We start from the raw sequence: 19270 nt of genomic DNA, 5'->3' as shown, positions 1-19270 counted from the left end.
ACGAAAACATGAAAACCACTCTGAAAGCCAACTCCTCCTTCAGCACCCGCGGCCGCCTGCGCCGCACGGCCATGACCTGCCTGCTGGCCAGCACCCTGGCGGCCGCGTTCGGCCCGGCCGCAACGGCCGCTGAACCGGCCGGCGCCGCCGCGCTGCCGCCCACCGCCAATGCCGCCGCCCTCGCCCCGCCCGATGTGTCCACGGTGATGTATTCCATCTACCAGATCGACGGCAAGGGCGCCGACTCCTACGAAGTCGCCAACGGCAGCATCGCCACCTTCTGGTTCGGCCACGCCTTCGAACTGGGCGGCACCCGCTACTACACCGGCTTCACCTGGGACACTCGCGAAAGATACGGCAAGCCCGGCGAAGACGAAGTCGGCCCCGGCACCCAGGTCAACCTGGCCGAAGCCACCTACACCCAGACAGGCTCCTCGCCCGAACGCCCCTGGCAGTTCCGCGGCATGAAGCACTCCGTCGGCGAATTCGGCGCCTACGAGAAACCCGAGGACGTGGACACCCGCCGCAAGCCGGTGGACTTCCGCACACCCGGCGGCAAGCTGCTGCTTGCCGTGCCCACCGAAGGCTTCGACAACGGCATCAGCTTTACCGGCTATGCCTTGCTGGTCTTCAATCCCGCGGGCCCGGACGAAGGCGCGGGCTGGACCTATGTGGGCAGCATCAATACCGGCGAAGACAATAGCGCGGCCTGCGCCGAAGGCGACGTCATGCCCTGCGTGGCCAGCTCGGGCGAACTGGTCTTTTCCGCGCATGGCGGCAGCGATATGCCTCGCGTGACGGTCAAGCGCAGCGGCACCGAGATCGCCGGGCCGGACAAGACCCGCCAGCTTGGCGCGGGCGATACGCTCACCTACGCCTACGACACGGCCACCAAGAAATACGTGGAAAAGTAAGGCTAGGTCAGGTTGAGTCCGCCATCGGAAAGCAGCACCTCGCCGGTCAGGTAATCCGACGCCAGGGCTTCGCCGGCGTCAACCGAGCGCCGTGAATGCACGAATACCGCATAGCCGTCCCGCGACAGACGGCGGGGGGACTACAAATTACCACCGGCCTCCCGCGACGCGCTGGACATCGTTTCGCCGGTAGCCGCCGTGGTAGAGTCGTGCGTCATTCCCGTCGCACCTCTATCCTTTTGCGGAGCGGAGCATGAACACCCAGACCCCGGCTATCACCCCGGCGCGTACCGCCTTGCTGGTCATGCACTACCAGACCGACATCATGGACCTGTTCCCGTCGGTCGCGCCCGGCTTGCTCAGCAACACGCAGCAACTGTGCAACGCCGCACGGCGCGCCGGCGTCAGCGTCTACTTCGCCAAGATCCACTTCAGCCCGGGCTACCCCGAAGTCAGCCCCCTGAACAAGAATGGCCAGGGCATCAAGCAGCTGGGCCTCTTTGTTCATGACCGCATCTCGCCCGAACTCGGCCGCCGCGAAGACGAACCCGTCATCATCGCCCACCGCGCCAGCGTGTTCTTCGGCACCGACCTGCAACCGCGGCTGTCGGCGCAAGGCATAGACACCCTGATCATGGTCGGCGTCGCCTCCACCGGCGTCATGCTGTCGTCCATCGCGCATGCCAGCGACGCGGACTACCGCCTCTTCACGGTCAAGGACTGCTGCTACGACCCGGACCCGGTCGTGCATGAACACCTGTTCGCCACCGCCTTCGAATCGCGCACCACTGTGCTGTCGCTGAACCAGGCCTTGTCCTTGCTGGCCTAGCGGACTGCCGGAAGCGTATTTCCCTCGGGAATCATAAAGACCAGCCCTCGCCGCAAATCATGCCGCTACCCACCATTCCCGCCGAGCCCTACGCCCCGCGCCGCATGGCGTTCCTTGATCAATGGAACGAAGACGGCCTGGCCATCAAGGCCTATGCGATACAGCGCAATCCGGATCCGACCGTGCCCCTGCTCTCGCCCGAGGTAGCCGCAGCCGCCCGCAAGACCGCAATGGCCACGCTAAAGCACAACGCCCGCGACGCGCGCGCCACGGGCCTGGGCTTTTGCATCGTCCACGTTGGCGAAGAAGCCGTCTGGCTGCTGGTGGACTGGTGGATTTCTGGCGGCATCCTGTGCCAACAGATGTATTCCGCAGCGCTGGACGAACCGGACCGGTTCCGGCCCGTGCAGGGGCCATTCATTGCATGCGTATGGGAACTGCAAGTGACCGCGCACGAGCGTGGGGCCTGGATGCGGCATGTGTTGCGCGAGGATCCGGATACCGCCGCCTATTTGACGGATGTGATGCCTGCGGGCAGTTATTGAAGTAGCTTCCCGCAGCGTGTCGCGGCGCTCATTTCCTGAGATAGGACTTTTTCCCGCTGTCGGTATAGCAAAAGGTTCCGCCCCGCGGTCCGGTGCAATATTTGCCGTCACGGCAACTGCACGCGCCATTCGAACCGGAAGCCGAGGGCTTGGATAAGAGTGGCGACGCGCTGGTCTCCGAAGTGGAACAGACGCGTTTTGACGCGCTGATAGACCCGTCGCGGCACAGGAACTGTTCTCCAATGCAACGCTCCACACCGCCCTTCTTTCCGGAGCAGGGATAGTTCGCGGCATGAGCGGCCGTAGCGAACAACGCAACCACCAACAGCAAGCCAAGACGCATCGTCATTCCTATTGCAAGCCGACAAGGACAGTGCCGGGGGCCGGACGACAATCCGCCATCGCAACGGCCCGTGGGCGCAATGTTCTACAAAAATGGTGTCAGACTACACTTTCCCGGGCGCAATCATATTCCGACACCTGACCCATGAACAAAACCGAAGGCGCAACCTTTCTGATGGCGTACGACAAGGGCAACTCGCAGTTCAGCGATCTGCACTTTCACGACTGCGCCTTCGACAACTGCGCCCTGTCCATGGTGAAGTATCCCCAGCGCATGTCGCGGGTACGGAACGTGCGACTGTCCAAATGCCGCGCCGTGAACTCGATGATCCACCCCTGCCTCTTCGAAGACGTGCTGATAGAGGACCTATCCACCAACCCCATCCTGCTGGTGTGGGCCTCGTTCTTCCGGCGCGTCAAATTCACAGGCAAAATCGGCAAGCTCAACCTCAACCTGACGCCCACCGCGTTCTGCCAGGACGAACGCCTTCTCGAACAATTCGCAATCGCGCGCGCCGCCTTCTACGCTGAGACGGATTGGGCCCTGGACATCAGCGAAGCCAAGCTGCTGGGCCTGCGCTGCGAAGGCGTGCCCCTGCACCTGATCCGGCGCGATCCGCACACGCAAGTCATCGTCGACAAGCAGGGCTGCTACCCCGGATACCAAGCCCTGGGCGCGGACTTCGTCAAGGCATTCCCGGGCACCGCCAGCGTCCTGCAAAGCTTCGACGAATCTCCCCAGCAGTCCATCCTGCTCACGGCATCGCTGGCCGCGCCCAAGGCACGGCGGGACGAAGAGAAAGGCGCAATCACGGAACTCCGCGCGCTGGGATTCGTGGAAGAGGGCGCGACGCCGGCAGGCGCGTAGGCTGCAATCAGCGCGCTATCGAAAGTACGGCGCAAGCCAGAACCACGCCGCAATACTTATCCCCACCCAGAGCAACACGATCATCACCGCCCCGCCCAGGCTGCGCGGTCTCTTGCCCTGCGACTGCATCCAGGCATCCGCCTGGCTCCGGCATTCCTGCAGCACGTCGGGCGGCAACAGCTTGATCGCCAGCCAGATCAGGCCGGGCAATAGCAACACGTCATCGACGTATCCCAGCACGGGGATGAAGTCGGGGATCAGGTCGATGGGACTGAGCGCGTAGGCCACCACGAACAGGCCCAGCGCCTTGGCGTACCAGGGCGTGCGGGCGTGCTTGCCGGCAAACCATAGCGTCAGGCCGTCGCGCTTGATGCGTTTGGCCCAGGTTTTCAGGCGGTCGCTGAGGTTCATGCGGAAAGCGGGTGCTCGTACCCAATAGCCGTGAATGGGCGTAGTCTGACATACCTTTTCCGCTCATGTGGCGCGCTGCTTCAAGGCTTGCGGTCGATGACAATCCGGTCGCCATCCCGGCTGCACGTCAACGTATCCCGATGCGCCGCGCATAGTTTGTCCACCAGCGCGGACCAGCAGGCGCCGCTGACCGGTTGAGAGATCACCACGGTCTCAGCTCCCCCCTTCAACAGGATATCGGCGCTGGAATTCCGGCGTAGCCCTTCGGCGATGGAACCGAGTGTGCGGGGCGCCCCTGAGAATTCTTCCGCGTTGGCGGGGAATCTGCTGTTCAACTGCCAATAAAGCCCTCCAAACATGGCGATAGACAGAAGTATCAAGAACACGCCGGCAGGCCCTTTCAAGCCATATTTGTCGATGGTCGTTTCCACCTCATGCTTGGTGTTTGGTGTGGGGGAGGGCCTGGGTCGAAGCAACAAGTAAATCCCAAGCACAAACAAGATCAGGCCCACCACCACGGCAACAAGCAGCACGGCCCAATCCAATCCGGGCAGTTCTCGCATGCATGTCAAATCCATGGCTGATCACCGTTTCTCGTCGGAGAAGAACAACACTAGCAATTGCGACGCTTGCTTGTAATTCATCAGCACATAGCCTCGCCCGATCTCAAACTGGAAGTCCTCCGTCCATGTCACCGAAAGCGGCGGCCTTTTTCCTTGGAATACTTCCGCTATGACGTTGCTGTACTTCCTGGAGAAAACAACGATCTCGTTATCAATCTGCTTGACTGGCAACTCCGCGATGACGACGGCCTGTCGAAACAAGCTGCCTCGCGCCAGGACTGGCAGGGCGCTCTCAATGAAGCCGCTCTCGCTCAAGGCCGACGTGTCTCCCGATTGCGCAAACGCCAGATAGCGGGGGAAGATCTGCGCCGCGGATTGCAGCTGCGCTTGGTACGCGTCCTGTCCAAGGATGGAAGTAAGAACCGCCGGATTGGCCCCGATACCCGAGAAACCGTATTCGCACTTGCGTCCGCCGGCATAGCGTTGAACGGTGCATGTCCCGTTGACGCTATAGGCCTCGTATTGCCCGGATGAGAAGCGGCATTCGCAGTATTTCGCTGGCGCCAGCGGCGTTGGAACCGGGGCGTTCTGCCCAGTGCCTTGTGCTTGAGCGGTGGCGCCCAACGCCATGAACAAGGCCCCAGTGGTGGCCAAAGCGTGCTGGATGAATCGAGTGTGCGGCATAGGTACACCTCGCTTTATTCAACCACCTGAACGGGATAGTGGGGCTTGCCGCACATTTAATAACGAACCCGCGCGGTCTGGGCGAGGATTAATCCATCAGGAGTGAACCAAATGTGAGCCCCCTGCGCGCATAAGTCCCCCCTTTGGCTTTCCAGAACCCATCATGCAATAATTGATAACGATTCCCATTTATTCACAGCACAAGCCGTGGACTCAACGCGTGACACCTGCTTCTCCAGCATCTACAAAAGCGACCATCCCTGGCTGGAGCGCCGCCTCCAGAACGGCCTGCGCAATCGCGAGGATGCCGAGGATGTCGCCGGAGAGACCTTCACCCAGTTGCTCTGCCTCCCAGCACTGGAGCAATTGAACGAACCCCGCGCGATGCTCATCACCATTGCGCGGCGCATCACATGGCGGCTGTGGCGCCGGCGTGAACTCGAACAAGCGTGGCTGGAGATGCTGCGCCTGCAGCCCGAACCCCTGGAGCCCTCGGCCGAAGAGCGGGTACAGACCCTGCAGTCCTTGCAGGCGCTCGACACGGCGCTGGACGGTCTTTCTTCCAAGGCCAGGATGGCTTTTCTCTACAGCCAGCTCGACGGCATGACGCATGTGGAGATCGCCGCAAGGCTGAAGGTTTCTCCCACCATGGTCCGCAAATACATCGTCCAGGCCCTGCGCCGTTGCTGCGAGGTGTTTGGCGTATGACACCCTTGGACATGCGCAGCCGCGAGGCCGCTATCGAATGGCAGGTCTGTCTGTCCAGCGGCCAAGCCAGCGATGCCGACCGCAGGGCCTTCGATCAGTGGCTGGCGGAAAACCCGAGCCACGGCGCGGCCTGGCAGCGGCTGAACGCGGCGCTGGACGGCACGCTGCATCGCCTGCGGCCCGGACTGCTGGCCGACGGCAACCCGCTACGGCGTTCGCTGGTCGGGCCGCAACTCGCGCAGCGCCGCAGGCTGGGCAAGCTCGTCCTGGCGGGCGGGACCGTGCTGCTCGGCGCCGGTGCCGCGGACCGCTATGTGCCGCTGCGGCATCTGACGGCGGGCTATGTGACCCGCACCGGTGAACGCCGGCGCGTGGCCTTGCCTGACGGCAACATGATGGAGCTGGACGCGCGCAGCGCCGCCACACTGGACGGGCAGTATGGCGTACAGGTGTCTTCTGGGACCGCCATCTTTGAGGTGGCGGCAGGCCAGGGGCTGCAAGTGCATCTGCCCCATGGCGCAGTCCGCCTCGCCCAAGGCCGCGCCATGGTGCGCTGCGCGTCCGAACGCAGCTTCTGCCTGGCCCTGAGCGGAACGGCCCAGGTCTCCACACTTGCCGGTATCCACCGGCAATTGGCGCCTGGCCAGAGCGTCTGGTTCGACGCGCAGCAGATCGATGCGGTGCAGGACAACCAGGGATACGCCGCCGCCTGGAGCAACGGCGAGCTTGAAGTCCACGACGAACCGTTGCAGACCGTGATCGCTGCTCTGGCCCGCTATCGGCCGGGTTGGCTGCGAGCCTCACCCCAGGCGTCCCGCCTGCGCGTCACCGGCCTGTTCCCGCTGGACGATAGCGACCGCGCCCTGGCGGCGCTCACGCATACGCTGCCCATCCGGCTGCAACGTCTAAGCAGTTGGTACGTCATGATCGACCTTGCTTGAAAATTTTTTCTGCGCCAGGTGTTTTTTTGCCAGCGCCGATGCACATACAGGGAACGCGTGCTCACGCATCCACGGAGTGTTCCATGCTTTCCCTGAGGTTTCCGGCCGCCTGCGTCATCGCAGCCGCCGCCTGCACCGCCCATGCCCAGGCGCTGCGCCAATACGATTTGCCCGCGGGCCGGCTGGATGTGGCGCTGACCCAGATCGCGCGCATCGCGGGCGCGGTGATCTCGTTTCGCGCCGAACTGGTGGCGGGCAAATCCGCGCCGGCCATCTCCGGCCGGTTGACCGTCGACGAAGCCACCGCTCGCGCGCTGACCGGCAGCGGGCTGGAGTTGCGGCGCACGCCGGACGGCAGCCTGACGGTGGCGCCCGCCAGCACGACGACGCTCTCGCCGGTGACGGTCGAGGCGGCCACGCTGGGCGTGACGGAGGGCACCCATTCCTACACCACGCCGGTCATGTCCACGGCCACCAAGTTCGCGCTGTCTCCGCGCGAGACGCCGCAGTCGGTCAGCGTGGTGACGCGCCAGCAGATCGAAGACCGGGGGTTTCAGTCGCTGGACGATGTGGCGCGCGACGCGACCGGGCTGACCACGCGCCAGATCGGCGGCGGGGAGCGCACGCAGTTCTTCTCTCGCGGTTTCGAGATCAGTTCATTCCTGGCTGACGGGGTGCCGCTGGGCTACGACTACGACACGCAGGGCGTGGCGACGCTGGCCATGTACGACCACATCGAGGTGCTGCGCGGCGCGGCCGGGATGATGACGGGGGCCGGCAATCCCTCGGGCACGATCAACCTGGTGCGCAAGCGCGCCACGGCGGTGCCGCAGTTCTCGGTGACGGCCAGCGCCGGCAGTTGGGACAATTACCGGGGCGAAGTGGACGGCTCGGGCCCGCTGAACGAGGCCGGCACCTTGCGCGCCCGGGGCGTGGTGGCCTATCAGGATTCGAATACCTTCAAGAAGGCCTACGAGCACCAGCGCCAGCTTTTCTACGGCACCATCGAGGCCGATCTCACGGCCAACACCACGCTCAGCATCGGCGGCTATTACAACCGCGAAGACAATCCGGGCGCGGATTGGAATGGGCTGCCCACGCGCCGGGACGGCAGCTTCTACGACTTCAATCGCTCGATCCGCTTGTCGCCGGACTGGGCCTATTGGAACAAGGAAAACACCAGCTTCTTCGCCGAGCTCGATCACCGTTTCGAGAACGGCTGGTCCGGCAAGCTGACCGCCCGCACGTTGCGCGCCAAGATGAACATGCTGGGCAGCTATCTGTACCCCCTGGAAGACTCGACGTTCTTCGGGCAGGGCCTGGGCCAGTATGCCTATGACAAGACCCAATACAGCGTGGATGGCTACCTGAGCGGCCCCTTCACGCTGCTGGGGCGCACGCATGAACTGGTGCTGGGCGGCAGCTTCCTGAAGAACGAGGACGACGACGGCCCCGGCGGCTGGCCCTTGGACTACAACATGACGGTCGACCCGGAACACTGGGACTCCAGCGCCGTGGAGAAGCCCGCGTTCGTCTACCCCTGGTCGCGCAAGGGATACCAGCGCCAGATGAGCGGCTACGCTACCACCCGCCTGAGCCTTGCCGATCCGCTGACGCTGATGCTGGGCGCGCGGCTGGACTGGTATGAATACGACATGACGCTGAAGTCCGGCGACTACGTCAACCCGCCCGCGGCCTACAAGGTCAACCACGAACTGACACCCTACGCGGGCCTGATCTACGACCTGGACCGCCACCATTCCGTCTACACCAGCTGGACCAGCGTGTTCCAGCCGCAAAACTACCAATCAGCCAGCGGCGCCCCGCTGGATCCGGTCATCGGCACCAATCTGGAAGCAGGCATCAAAGGCGAGTATTACGACGGCCGGCTCAACGCCAGCGCGGCGGTGTTCCAGATCCGCCAACGCAACCGTCCGGTTGCACTGGCCACGTCCGCGTGCGGCCCGGGGGTGATCGAATGCTATGCGCCGTCGGGCAAGGTGCAAAGCCGGGGGGTGGAGTTCGAAGTGGCGGGCGCGATCACGCCGGGCTGGCAGGTGTCGGCCGGCTATACGTACAACCAGTCCAAGTACCTGGAGGATTCGGGCAGCCTGCGGGCGGGCGCGGCCTACGACACGCAAACCCCGCGCCATCTGTTAAAGCTCTCGACCATGTACACCTTGCCGGGCGCGCTGAATGCGTGGCGCGTGGGCGGGGCGGTGCGCGTGCAGAGCGCGATCAGCTTGCCCGCCTACAACGTGCGCCAGCCCGGCTACAGCGTGTGGGATGCGGTGGTGGCGTATCGGGCGTCGCCGAATCTGGATCTGCGGTTGAATGTGTACAACCTGTTCGACAAGTATTACTACCAGGCCATAGGCAGCACGCAGGACAACAACCACTTCGGCGCGCCGCGGTCGTTTTTGTTGACGGCGAAGTACGCGTTCTAGGAACTGGGGGCGACGCCGACATCCCAGGGTGCCGGATGATTGGGTCGAAATCAGCTCACAATCAGACCATTTCAGCTCACTAAAGCCCATAGATGGCTAATTTCATGAGCTGATTGCTGCTAAATTGAGCTGATTCGACCTGGCTTGGGCACATCATGACCGTCCCCGAAGACATACTCCAGATGCTCCGCACCCGACAGCGGGACGCGCGTCCGTGGCTCAGTTCCAGCGAACTGGCCAACGGAATCGACGCAAGCTGGTCCACGGTGAAGCGCCAACTGGACGTCTTGCTCAAAACCGGCATGGTGCAACGCGTTGGGCGCGGCCGAGCTACACGCTACCGGATCGCGGACCCAACGTCCGCCGGGGCGCTCCCGACAGCCAGCATCGTCACACGGCTGGCTGAGCCGGCACCAGACGCCGGCGGAATGATCTGGTCCGAACCCGGGCAAGCGCTGCTGGCCCACCTCCGGCAACCGTTGGCGTCACGCGCGCCGGTCGGCTACCAGCGCAGCTTCGTGGATGAATACGTGCCGAACCACAGTTCCCTGCTGCCTCCCGCCTTGGCCCAGAGCCTGGCCGACGAGGGCCGCATGCAGGGCCAGCAGCCTGCCGGCACCTACGCGCGCCGCGTGCTGGAGCCGTTGCTGCTCGACCTGTCCTGGTCGTCTTCGCGGCTGGAAGGCAACCGGTATTCGCTGCTGGCCACGCAAGAACTCTTCCAGCGCGGCACGGCGGACAATGATCTGGACGCCGTGATGCTACTCAACCACAAGGCCGCCATCGAGTTCATGGTCGACGCGGTGCCCGTGTATGGCCTGGCGTCCGCCATCGTCGGCAACCTGCACGCGATCCTGATGCAGAACTTGTTGGCCGACGCCGAAAGCCTGGGCAGCATCCGCCAGACCGTAGTCAACATCCGCGACACGACCTACCTGCCCATCCAGGCGCCCTTGCTGCTGCGGGAAATGTTCGACCGCATCGTTGAAAAGGCGCGGCTGATCAAGAACCCCGTGGAAGCGGCGTTCTTTCTTTGGGTGAACCTTGCCTACTTACAACCTTTCGAAGACGGCAACAAGCGTACCAGTCGCCTGTCCGCCAATATCCCACTGATGCTCTACAACTGCGCACCGCTGTCCTTCCTGGACGTGGACGCGCAGGATTATGCCTACGCCATGATGGGCATCTACGAACGCTGCGACGTGGCGCTGGCAGCGGACCTGTTCATCTGGGTCTATCGGCGCTCGATCCGGAAGTACGCCATTCAACTCGACGCGGCGGGCGTGCCGGATCCCGTGCGGCTGCGATTCCGCGAAAAGCTGAACGAAGCGATCGGCCGGGTAGTGCGTGCGCGGCAGACCGCCGATGCTGCGCTGGCGGCCCTGGCCTTGTCTGAAGACGATGCGCGCGTGTTTCGCCCGATGTTGGCGGAGGAGTTGCGGGTGCTGGATCTGTACAACTGCGCGCGGTATCGATTGGCGATGGACCAAGTGCAGGAATGGATCGAGGCGGGGCGGCCGCAGTAGGACGGGCGCTTCCCGCAGACCGGTCAGTTGGGCTTCAGATCGATATCACGGGCCACTTGCCCCAGCAGGGCATAGTCCGTGCGAGCCCGTTCAGTGGCCTGCTGCGACGTATTCCCCACGATCACCCAGCCCAGTTCCTTGAGCTTGCGCTGCATCTCGGCATCCTTAAGGCTCGCGGCCACCGCCCCCTGTATCTTTTCAACGACCGCGGGCGGCGTATCCTTGGGCGCCGCCAGACCAAACCACCCGGTCGGAACCAGCCCCGTGATGCCCAGTTCCTTCGCAGTGGGCACCCGGGGATAACCGTCGAACCGATAATCGCTGGTGACGAACAACGCAGTCGTCTTGCCCGATGTGACGTACGGGATTTGCGAGGCGGCGTTGTCCATCATGGAATCTACGTGCCCGCCCAGGATGTCGTTGACGGCGGGCGCGGCTCCCTTGTAGCCCAGGATGCTCAGGTTCACCCCAGCCAGCTTGGCAAAAGCCGCTTGCGTCAGGTGCGCCTGGGTGCCGAGCCCGGCGTTCGCCGACGAGAGCCCGCCGGGCTTCGTGCTGCTTAACGCCTTGAATGCCGCGTAATCCTGCGCCGGGAAATTCTTGCCCACGACAAACACGAACGGGACTTCCACGGCGATCGAAATCTGCGCCAAGTCCTCGACGGGGTTGTAGCGCAGTTTGTAGATATGCGGATTGACGGCGATGGTGCCGCTTGCGCTGAGCAGCAGCGTATAGCCATCGGGTGCGGCGCGCACGACGTGCTCGGTGGCGATCGAGCCGCCCGCGCCGGGTTTGCCGTCAACGATCACGGGCTGCCCCAGGCGCTTGGACATCGCTTCTGCCAGCAGGCGGGTCATCGTGTCGGACGCGGACCCCGGCGCGTAGGGATAGATGATCGTGATCGGTTTGGCGGGGTAGGCGTCCGCGGCATGAGCCGGCGTCAGTCCCACCGACAGCAGCAATGCGGTGATAGCGGAGCAAAGGCGTGTCATCGTTTTCTCTCCCTACGGGCGGCTGGTATGAATGATCTTTTGAATGATGGGAATGGCCATCGCGGCGTATCCGCTCAGTTCCGGCAGCATGTCCTGGCGATACCAGCCGGCCTCGTGCAGCAGGTTCAGCGATGCAATGGTCTGGCCGTCCCATCGGACCGGCACGTTCACGGCGCTCTCGCAGCCGAGTGAATGGATGAGCTCATGGTCTGGAAATGCGCGCACGCATTCCGCGCGGTCGATGCAGATCCGCGCCTTTCCCTCAAGCACGACAGTGGCGTAGAACTCGCTGTTTTCGCGGATGGGCTTGGCGCCGCCTGGCGGGTAGGCCTCGGGTTGGCTTGAGAAATACCGCAGGCTCTGCTCCGCCTCTCGATCCAGCACCAACACCGTAAACAGCCGATAGCCGATCCGCGCGGCCAGCGCGCGGGCCAGCGCCTGCAGTCCGCATTCGGGTTGGGGCGCGGCGGCCAGGGCCTGCGCCATGTCGCTCAACGCCCGCGTCTGCGCCATGTTTTCTGTTGCGTTCGTCACCGCTTGCCTCGTCTATCGGGAAAGGCATTTTGGCTGCCAACGGCCATACGAGGCTAATGAATAAACCTGAGAGATCCATTACCATTTCCGCATGGACGCCACCTCGATCGACCCGCCCTGGACCCGCCGGCTCAAGCTTCGGCACTTGCAGGTGCTGGCCGCCCTGGAAACCGCGCGCAGCGTCACCGGCGCCGCCAAAGCCATGCACATGACGCAGCCCGCGCTGTCGCATTGGCTGAGCGACATGGAAGACCTGGTCGGCACACCGCTGTTCCTGCGCGGCCGGTCGCTTGAACTGACGGAAGCCGGGCGCGCGCTCTGGCGCTATGCGTGCCGCGTGCTGGGAGACACCGCGCGCACCGGCGAGGAGATCGAAGCGGTCAAGGGAGGGGTGGCCGGCCATCTGCATATCGGCACCATTCTTTCCGCGGCACCGGTCTTGTTGCCGCGCGCCATCGCCGCGCTGCACCAGCGTTCGCCGAACGTGCAGATCGAACTGGTCGAGGGCTTGCTCGAACCCCTGATTGAGCGCGTGGAACGCCGCGAGATCGACCTCATCATCGGGCCGTTGGACGTGCGCGCCAGCCGTTCCGGCCTGTGCACCGAATGGCTGATGACCGACACCTTCAGCGTGGTGGCCAGGCGCGGGCATCCGCTGGCGGAGCTGGATACGCCCTCCTGGGAGGACGCCCAGCGTTATCCGTGGATCTTGCCGCCGCTGGGCACGCTGTCGCGCGCACGGCTGGATCAGGCCGTGGCGGATGCGGGTATGCCGCCCCCGAAGCCTTCCGTCGAGACCAGTTCGCTGGTTGCGCTGTTGTCGATGCTGCAGGACCGCGACTACATCGCCACCTTGGCAAGCTCCGTCGCGCACATGTACGAACGGCTTCAGCTCATCAGCATCGTGCCCGCGCCGTCCCGCCTGGAGTTCGGGCCCATCGGCATGTTGTGGCCGGCCGACTCGCCCAGCATCGTGCTGCCGGCCTTGCGTGAAACGCTGCGCCAGGAGGCGCAGCGCACCTCCCAGGGCAGCGCCGCCAGCGACGCGGCTACTTGACGGTCGCGTACTCCAGCGTCTTGGGCGTGTGGGTCAGCACACATGGCGTGCTTCCGACCACGACCGTGTCGTCCAGGCGGAAGCCGCCGATGCCGTAGGCGTAGATGCCCGGCTCGGCCGAATACACCTCGTTCTCCAGCAAAGGGCGTTGGTTAAAGGCCATGTCTTCCGGGTACTCGTGGTGAATGATGCCCACGGCATGTCCGGTGCGATGGCGAATGAAGTCCGCGTACCCGGCCTTCTCGATCTCGGCCTGCGCAGCCGCGTCGATCGCGCAGACGGGGTTGCCCGTGCAGGCGGCGGCGATGGCGGCCTCGTTGGCCGCCTTGGCCGCGGACCACAGCCGCACCTGCTCGGCCGAGGGCGTGCCGCAAAACCAGGTGCGCTCGTTCTCGATCGTCAGGCCGTTCAAGCGCGGAATGACGATGTTCACCAATACGTCGCCTTCCCGGATCCGCGCGCCGCATGACGCGCCATCGCCATGCGGCGAGGCCGACGCGGGGCCGCTCAGGGTCCAGCAGCGGATCACCTCGAAGTGCTCGCCCGGAAAGCGCTCGGCGGCCTCCTGCACGAACAGCGACGCCATGGCGAAGTCCAGTTCCTGCACCAGCCGGCCGGGCCGGATGTTTTCGCGGTAGCGGTCCTGAATCCAATCGGAGATGGACGCGGCGGCCGCCATCACGGCAAGCTCTTCGTCATGCTTCTGCCAACGCAAGGCGCGGCACTCGGGTGTGGCGTTGCGCAAGACGAGGTCGGGCAGGAAGCGCGCCAACTGCGCCAGCACCGGGCTGCCGCCTTCGACAGCGATGCGCGACCGCGCCAGGCCCGCCGCCTTCAACCTGGCCGCCAGCACCTCGGGCAACTGCGTAATCAATGGCAGCCGGTTCTGCACGCGTGGATGTTCGGCGTAGTAGCTGATGTCAGTGATCCAGACCTTGCCCTGTTCCTGCGAAAACTGCATGTGATGCGTCGACAGTTCGTTCATCACCAGAAAGGGCGTGCCGTTGCGGGGCACGACGGCAAAGATCGGCCGTTCCCAGGGCAACACATCGGTGTGGAAATTGGTGGCGAACTGGAAAAAGTCCGCCGACGTGAAGATGACGGCATCGACGGCCAGCTCGTCCATCATGGACGTCATCTTGTCGAACCGGTACTGCCAGACAGCCTGGGTGAGTTTGGGCATGGTGTGTCCTTTGTCGTGGTGTTCAGTCGTTGCTCAAGCCCAGCTGGCGAATCAGCGGGCCCCAGGTGGCGCTATCGCGCGCGGTCCATTCGGCTACGGTCTCGGGCGACGAGGGCAGGGGCTCAAGCTGAAGCTCCTGCAAACGCGCCTTGACCGCGGGATCGTCGAAGAAGCGCCGTGTCTCGGCGTTGAGGCGCGCAATGGCCTGCGGCGGCGTGCCCTTGGGCGCCACCAGCGCATACCAGCCCGGCATCGGAAAGTCCTTGAAGCCAAGTTCGGCCAGCGTGGGCACGTCCGGCACGCTTGCCGCGCGCTTGTTGCCCACCACGGCCAAGGGCACCACCTTGCCCGCGTTGGCCTGCACGGCGCCCGTGTTCAGCACGTCGGCCATCACTTGGGTCTGGTTGGCCATCACGCTGGTCAGCCCGGCAGCCGCGCCGTTGTACGGAACATGCGTGAGTTTCATGCCCGTCTTCTGTGCCAGCATCTCAACGACCAGATGCGTGGAGTTGCCCTTGCCCGCCGACGCGAAATTCAGCGAATCGGGCTCGGCCTTGGCGCGAGCGACCAGTGCGTCCAACGACCGGATCCCCGTCTGCGTACCGGCGACCAGCAAGAAGGGCGTATTCACCAAGAGGCTGACACCGTCGAAATCCCGCGCCGGCTCATACGGCATGTTCTTGTACATATGCGGATTGAAGGCCAGGTACGACACCCCGCTGACCAGCACCGTGTATCCGTCGGCCGGCTGTTTGGCGACGTAGCTGGATGCCAGGATGCCGTTGGCACCCGGCCGGTTCTCAACGACCACCGGCGTCTTGAGCTGCCGTGCAAGGTAGTCCGCCCACAAGCGGCCGATCACATCCGTGCCGCCGCCGGCGGCCTGCGGCACGACCAGCTTGATGGGCTTGTCCGGATACCCGGCCGCGGCGCCTGCGCTGACGCCTGCGAAAAGCAGGCACGCGATTCCTGCTGCGACGCCGCTGCGTCCCAGTAATGTCCTCAACATGTCATCCCCATGAATCATCAAATGCGTCGCGAATGGACGGCTGGCGTTTGAAGCCAGCGGGACGATTATGGGGAGATCGGGCATGTACGCCCAATGAATAAACCTGAGGTTTCTATAAGTGTTTTGACATGACGGGATAGCGACGGTTCGTCGTAATAATGGTGTCGGACTGGACTAACCCCGATTTCCCGGACACTTTGGTTAAGGCAGAGAGGCCCGGCGGGCCTCGGCTTGTTGGGCCGCCTAGGGTTTGGGCTTGGTTGAGACGGTTGGTAGAAGATAGACTTCCGCCAGCCGCTCCACTGTGTCGGGAAATTTCGCCACCAGACGAATCAGCAGTGCGGCCTGGGCATTGGGCTTGGCACGGCCCTGCTCCCAATTTTCCACAGTGCGAGGATTGGTGCGCAGGTAGTGTGCAAACACTTGGCGTGACAGATGCAGCCGTTCACGTAGCGCGAGCAGCTCTTCGGCGGTTACTTCGGGAGCCGGCTTGACTTCCACTTTGTGCGTGCGCAGTGTCCGCTTGCCCTTGCGCGCGCTGGACAGTGCGTCAAAGCCCTCGGCAATCTCCGCATAAAGATTCCGTTTTTTCATCGTCTAGCCTCTCGTTCTGCTTCCAGCATATCCTTGAGCGCCTTCTTTTCCCTGGCGTTCAAATCCTGCACAGGAAAGAACCGCCGAGTGGCACAGCACTCGTGCCAAACCAGCATCTGTTTTTCCCGCCAGTCATTGTGTCGAGACGTTCGACGTCTACGCACGAAACAGCATCGATATCAGACGACTGGCTGACAGTCCCAATAGATAAGGGCCGCATTACGCGGCCCCCTTCGTCACTGCTTAACGAATCGCTTCAATCAAGCCTTACGCACCTGCGCAATCAAGCCATCCAGCTGCGTCAGCATCGTGTCGATTTCCTCAGCCGTCACATTCAAGGCCGGCATGAAGCGCAGCAGGTTGCCGCGCGGCGCGTTCAGCAGCAGGCCGTTGGGCGACAGGTTGCGCGCAGCCTCGACGATGGCGGGGCCGTCGTCGCGGTCCATGACCAGCGCGCGCAGCAGGCCCATGCCGCGCTCGCCCTTCATGCCGTACTTGGCCGACAAGGCCAGCAGGCCTTCGGACAGTTGCTTGGCGCGGGCGTTGACGGATTCCATGAAGCCCGGCGCGGCCAGCGCGTCGAACACGGCGACGCCGACGGCGGCCATCAGCGGGTTGCCGTTGTACGTGCCGCCCTGGTCGCCGTGCGAGAACACGCAGACTTCCTGGCGCGCCAGGAGAGCAGCCAGCGGCACGCCGCCGCCGATACCCTTGGCCAGCGTCATGATGTCCGGCACCACGTCGGATTGCTGGTAGGCGAACATGGTGCCCGTGCGGCCCATGCCGGTCTGCACTTCGTCGACGATGAAGAGCAGCTTGTGCTCGTCAGCCAGCTTGCGCAGGCCTTGCATGAATTCCTTGCTGGCGGGGATGACGCCCGCTTCGCCCTGAACGGGTTCGAGCATGATGGCGACGGTCTGGTCGTCGATCAGCTTGCGCACGGATTCCAGGTCGTTGATTTCGGCCTTGGGGAAGCCTTCGACCTGCGGGGCGAACATCTTGTCCCAGCCCGGCTTGCCCGACGCGGACATGGTTGCCAGCGTGCGGCCATGGAAGCCGTGGTTCATGGTGATGATCTTGTAGGCGCCCTTCTTGTTGACCTGGCCCCATTTTCGCGCCAGCTTGATGGCGCCTTCGTTGGCTTCGCCGCCGCTGTTGGCGAAGAACACGCGGTCAAACACCGAAGCGCCGGTGAGGCGCTCGGCCAGCTCGATGGAAGGCAGGTTGTAGAACGCCGGCGAGGGGTTCATCAGCAGCTTGGACTGTTCCAGCAGGGCCTTCTGCATTTCCGGGGCGCAGTGGCCCAGGGTGTTGACGGCCCAGCCCTGGACGAAATCCAGGTATCGCTTGCCCGCGTGATCCTCCAGCCAGGATCCCTGGCCTCGCACGAACACGAGGTCCGGGCGGGAGGTGATCTCCATGAGGGCGTTGGTGTTGAACTGGCTGAATTCCATGGCGGTTCCTGCGGAATGAGAGAACAGGGGTTAAAAGTGATTGGACGATGCCAATAGGCGAATTTAGCACCGACGGGGGGATGCTATCGTGACGCACCCCCTGCCGATCCGCCCCGGGCCGCCTCAAAAGGGCCGCCAGCGCGGGCGCTCTATTTTATGCAACAGGCGCGCCCCCGCGCGCAGCCCTTTGTCGCTTTTTACTGACCAATCATGAAACGTATTCTTTCCAGTCTTGCCGCCGGCCTGGCGCTGGCGGCGGCTACCGCCACCGCGCATGCCGATTACCCCGAGCGCCCCATCCGCCTGATCGTGCCGTTCCCGCCCGGACAGGCCACCGATATCTTTGCGCGCGCACTGGCCGAAAAGCTGGGCGCGGCCGTGAAGCAGCCGATTGTGGTGGAGAACCGCGCGGGCGCGGGCAGCAACATCGGCATGGAACAAGCGGCGCGCGCAACGCCGGACGGCTACACCCTGGTGATCGCGGGCAGCGCGGCGGCCGTCAACCAGACGCTGTACAAGACCATCAACTACAGCCTGACCAAGGACTTTGCGCCGGTGTCCGGGGTGTTCTCGGTGCCGCTGATGTTTTTGGCAACGCCGGCTTCGGGCATTACGTCGCTCAAGCAACTGGTGACGCAGGCGCGTGCCAATCCGGGCGAGCTGGCCTACGCCAGCGCAGGCATCGGCGGCACGCAGCATTTGTCGGCCGAGATGTTCAAGGCAGCCGCGAATATCGACATCCGCCATATCCCGTACAAGGGCAGCGGCCCGGCCCAGGCGGATTTCCTGGGGCATCAGGTGCCGTTGATGGTGGATTCGGTGACCGCGGGCCTGCCGCATGTGCAGAACAAGAAGGCGGTGGCGCTGGCGGTCACGACGGCCAAGCGCCTGCCGCAGCTGCCGGACGTGCCGACCGTGGCGGAATCGGGTTATCCGGGTTTCGAGGCCATCGGCTGGGCAGCGGTGTTGGCACCGCGCGATACGCCGGCCGAGGTGACTGGCTACCTGAGCAAGCAGATCGGCCAGGTGCTTAATTCGCCGGACATGCAGAAGTTCTTCCGCGACCGCGGTGCCGAACCGATGCCGCAGACGCCCGAAGCGACCGGCACTTTCATTGCGGGCGAAGTGAAGAAGTGGGGCGAAGCGGTGAAGCAGTCGGGCGCCCAGGTCGACTGATATAGACGCGCCAAGCGCCACGCCCGCCGCAAACCGCCAGCGGGCGCAGGCGCGGGTTGCCGGGCGCGGCGTGACGTAACCGCGCGCCGTAACCTTAAGCGACCCAGTCGCGTACGGCGTCGGCCGCGCTCAATGCAGCGCAGCCGCCCCCGGCTCAGGCCGGATCGCCGGGTTGGCCCGGACGCCCGGGCTCACCGGGTTGCCTGGGCTTCTCTGAAGGTTGCCCCGGATTGCCGGGCACTTCCGGCGGCGTGCGGCCGGGGTCGGGGTCGGGGTTGGGGTTGGGGTCGGTATCGTCCGGCCCGGGCTTGCCGGGCACCTGACCGGGCGCCTGTTTTTCCGGCGCGTCGTTCGGTTCCTGGCCGGGACGCGGCGACGGGTCGATACCGGGCTGGGTGGCGGGATCGCCGGGATTCTGGTTCGGGTTCATGGATGTCTCCTGAAGATTCACGTGTAGCGCTACACGCGCAGCGGCACGCGTATCGTGCAGTTC

The 19270-nt window shown here is 64.1% G+C and carries 22 protein-coding genes; 10 read left to right on the top strand and 12 right to left on the bottom strand.

Going from position 1 to position 19270, the window contains the following annotated elements; genetic code table 11:
* The first annotated feature begins 8 nt into the window (after nucleotides 1-8).
* Nucleotides 9-914: a hypothetical protein gene (locus CEY08_RS06160; protein WP_082900629.1), complete on the top strand. Its 906-nt coding sequence runs from the start codon at nucleotides 9-11 to the stop codon at nucleotides 912-914.
* Between the two features lie 2 nt (nucleotides 915-916).
* Here CEY08_RS06160 and CEY08_RS06155 read toward each other — a convergent pair whose 3' ends face one another.
* A complete protein-coding gene (locus CEY08_RS06155) occupies nucleotides 917-1015 on the bottom strand; it encodes a short-chain dehydrogenase/reductase SDR (protein WP_076816938.1) in 99 nt (32 codons plus the stop codon).
* Between the two features lie 152 nt (nucleotides 1016-1167).
* Between CEY08_RS06155 and CEY08_RS06150 the strand changes: the two genes are divergently transcribed.
* Together CEY08_RS06150 and CEY08_RS06145 are read left to right on the top strand one after the other, a co-directional pair.
* The gene (locus CEY08_RS06150) at nucleotides 1168-1743 is read left to right on the top strand and encodes a cysteine hydrolase family protein (RefSeq protein ID WP_076816936.1); all 576 of its coding nucleotides are present in this window, start codon (nucleotides 1168-1170) and stop codon (nucleotides 1741-1743) included.
* A 59-nt stretch (nucleotides 1744-1802) separates the two neighbouring features.
* A complete protein-coding gene (locus CEY08_RS06145; protein WP_232033777.1) occupies nucleotides 1803-2288 on the top strand; it encodes a hypothetical protein in 486 nt (161 codons plus the stop codon).
* Nucleotides 2289-2316: 28 nt separating this feature from the next.
* Here the strand turns inward: CEY08_RS06145 and CEY08_RS30365 are convergent, their stop codons facing one another.
* Nucleotides 2317-2631, bottom strand: coding sequence for a YdcA family protein (locus CEY08_RS30365; protein WP_076816933.1), 315 nt, complete (start codon nucleotides 2629-2631; stop codon nucleotides 2317-2319).
* 144 nt (nucleotides 2632-2775) lie between these two features.
* On the opposite strand from CEY08_RS30365, the gene CEY08_RS06135 reads away from it, so the two are divergent.
* Complete coding sequence (locus CEY08_RS06135; RefSeq protein WP_076816931.1) at nucleotides 2776-3498, top strand: hypothetical protein; 723 nt, start codon at nucleotides 2776-2778, stop codon at nucleotides 3496-3498.
* 15 nt (nucleotides 3499-3513) lie between these two features.
* Here the strand turns inward: CEY08_RS06135 and CEY08_RS06130 are convergent, their stop codons facing one another.
* From CEY08_RS06130 to CEY08_RS06120, 3 genes are all read right to left on the bottom strand, one after another.
* A complete protein-coding gene (locus CEY08_RS06130; protein ID WP_042795787.1) occupies nucleotides 3514-3909 on the bottom strand; it encodes a YkvA family protein in 396 nt (131 codons plus the stop codon).
* Between the two features lie 80 nt (nucleotides 3910-3989).
* A complete protein-coding gene (locus CEY08_RS06125) occupies nucleotides 3990-4472 on the bottom strand; it encodes a hypothetical protein (protein WP_232033776.1) in 483 nt (160 codons plus the stop codon).
* A 21-nt stretch (nucleotides 4473-4493) separates the two neighbouring features.
* Entirely contained in the window at nucleotides 4494-5156 is a 663-nt protein-coding gene (locus CEY08_RS06120; RefSeq protein WP_076816927.1) for a hypothetical protein, read from the bottom strand.
* 207 nt (nucleotides 5157-5363) lie between these two features.
* On the opposite strand from CEY08_RS06120, the gene CEY08_RS06115 reads away from it, so the two are divergent.
* The 4 genes from CEY08_RS06115 (at nucleotide 5364) to CEY08_RS06100 (ending at nucleotide 10778) form a co-directional block, all read left to right on the top strand.
* Nucleotides 5364-5864, top strand: coding sequence for a sigma-70 family RNA polymerase sigma factor (locus CEY08_RS06115; protein ID WP_042795790.1), 501 nt, complete (start codon nucleotides 5364-5366; stop codon nucleotides 5862-5864).
* Nucleotides 5861-6805 carry a FecR family protein gene (locus CEY08_RS06110; RefSeq protein ID WP_076816925.1) on the top strand — a complete coding sequence of 315 codons (945 nt, stop codon included), beginning with the start codon at nucleotides 5861-5863 and terminating at the stop codon, nucleotides 6803-6805. Before CEY08_RS06115 ends, CEY08_RS06110 begins: the two co-directional genes overlap by 4 nt.
* Nucleotides 6806-6888: 83 nt before the next feature.
* The gene (locus CEY08_RS06105) at nucleotides 6889-9252 is read left to right on the top strand and encodes a TonB-dependent siderophore receptor (RefSeq protein ID WP_076816923.1); all 2364 of its coding nucleotides are present in this window, start codon (nucleotides 6889-6891) and stop codon (nucleotides 9250-9252) included.
* A gap of 155 nt (nucleotides 9253-9407) precedes the next feature.
* Nucleotides 9408-10778 (top strand): Fic family protein, encoded by a 1371-nt coding sequence (locus CEY08_RS06100; protein ID WP_076816921.1) that lies wholly within the window; start codon nucleotides 9408-9410, stop codon nucleotides 10776-10778.
* 23 nt (nucleotides 10779-10801) lie between these two features.
* Here the strand turns inward: CEY08_RS06100 and CEY08_RS06095 are convergent, their stop codons facing one another.
* Together CEY08_RS06095 and CEY08_RS06090 are read right to left on the bottom strand one after the other, a co-directional pair.
* On the bottom strand, nucleotides 10802-11770 hold the full coding sequence (locus CEY08_RS06095; protein WP_076816919.1) for a Bug family tripartite tricarboxylate transporter substrate binding protein: 969 nt from the start codon (nucleotides 11768-11770) through the stop codon (nucleotides 10802-10804).
* Between the two features lie 12 nt (nucleotides 11771-11782).
* A complete protein-coding gene (locus tag CEY08_RS06090; protein WP_232033775.1) occupies nucleotides 11783-12304 on the bottom strand; it encodes a GAF domain-containing protein in 522 nt (173 codons plus the stop codon).
* A 91-nt stretch (nucleotides 12305-12395) separates the two neighbouring features.
* On the opposite strand from CEY08_RS06090, the gene CEY08_RS06085 reads away from it, so the two are divergent.
* Nucleotides 12396-13361, top strand: a complete 966-nt coding sequence (locus CEY08_RS06085; protein ID WP_076816914.1) for a LysR substrate-binding domain-containing protein — start codon at nucleotides 12396-12398, stop codon at nucleotides 13359-13361.
* Here CEY08_RS06085 and CEY08_RS06080 read toward each other — a convergent pair.
* The 4 genes from CEY08_RS06080 to CEY08_RS06065 form a co-directional block, all read right to left on the bottom strand.
* Nucleotides 13354-14544, bottom strand: a complete 1191-nt coding sequence (locus tag CEY08_RS06080; protein WP_076816912.1) for a M24 family metallopeptidase — start codon at nucleotides 14542-14544, stop codon at nucleotides 13354-13356. The genes CEY08_RS06085 and CEY08_RS06080 overlap by 8 nt on opposite strands.
* A 22-nt stretch (nucleotides 14545-14566) precedes the next feature.
* The gene (locus tag CEY08_RS06075) at nucleotides 14567-15553 is read right to left on the bottom strand and encodes a Bug family tripartite tricarboxylate transporter substrate binding protein (RefSeq protein ID WP_063639162.1); all 987 of its coding nucleotides are present in this window, start codon (nucleotides 15551-15553) and stop codon (nucleotides 14567-14569) included.
* 243 nt (nucleotides 15554-15796) lie between these two features.
* Nucleotides 15797-16147 (bottom strand): helix-turn-helix domain-containing protein, encoded by a 351-nt coding sequence (locus tag CEY08_RS06070; protein WP_076816910.1) that lies wholly within the window; start codon nucleotides 16145-16147, stop codon nucleotides 15797-15799.
* Between the two features lie 260 nt (nucleotides 16148-16407).
* A complete protein-coding gene (locus CEY08_RS06065) occupies nucleotides 16408-17601 on the bottom strand; it encodes an acetylornithine transaminase (RefSeq protein ID WP_063962565.1) in 1194 nt (397 codons plus the stop codon).
* Between the two features lie 210 nt (nucleotides 17602-17811).
* On the opposite strand from CEY08_RS06065, the gene CEY08_RS06060 reads away from it, so the two are divergent.
* Complete coding sequence (locus tag CEY08_RS06060) at nucleotides 17812-18777, top strand: Bug family tripartite tricarboxylate transporter substrate binding protein (RefSeq protein WP_042795801.1); 966 nt, start codon at nucleotides 17812-17814, stop codon at nucleotides 18775-18777.
* A gap of 154 nt (nucleotides 18778-18931) precedes the next feature.
* Here the strand turns inward: CEY08_RS06060 and CEY08_RS06055 are convergent, their stop codons facing one another.
* A complete protein-coding gene (locus CEY08_RS06055) occupies nucleotides 18932-19207 on the bottom strand; it encodes a hypothetical protein (protein ID WP_076816908.1) in 276 nt (91 codons plus the stop codon).
* Nucleotides 19208-19270: the final 63 nt, after the last annotated feature.

The organism is Achromobacter insolitus (assembly GCF_002209555.1).
Taxonomy (GTDB): Bacteria; Pseudomonadota; Gammaproteobacteria; order Burkholderiales; family Burkholderiaceae_B; genus Achromobacter; species Achromobacter insolitus.
This window is presented reverse-complemented; position numbering and strand designations above follow the sequence as displayed.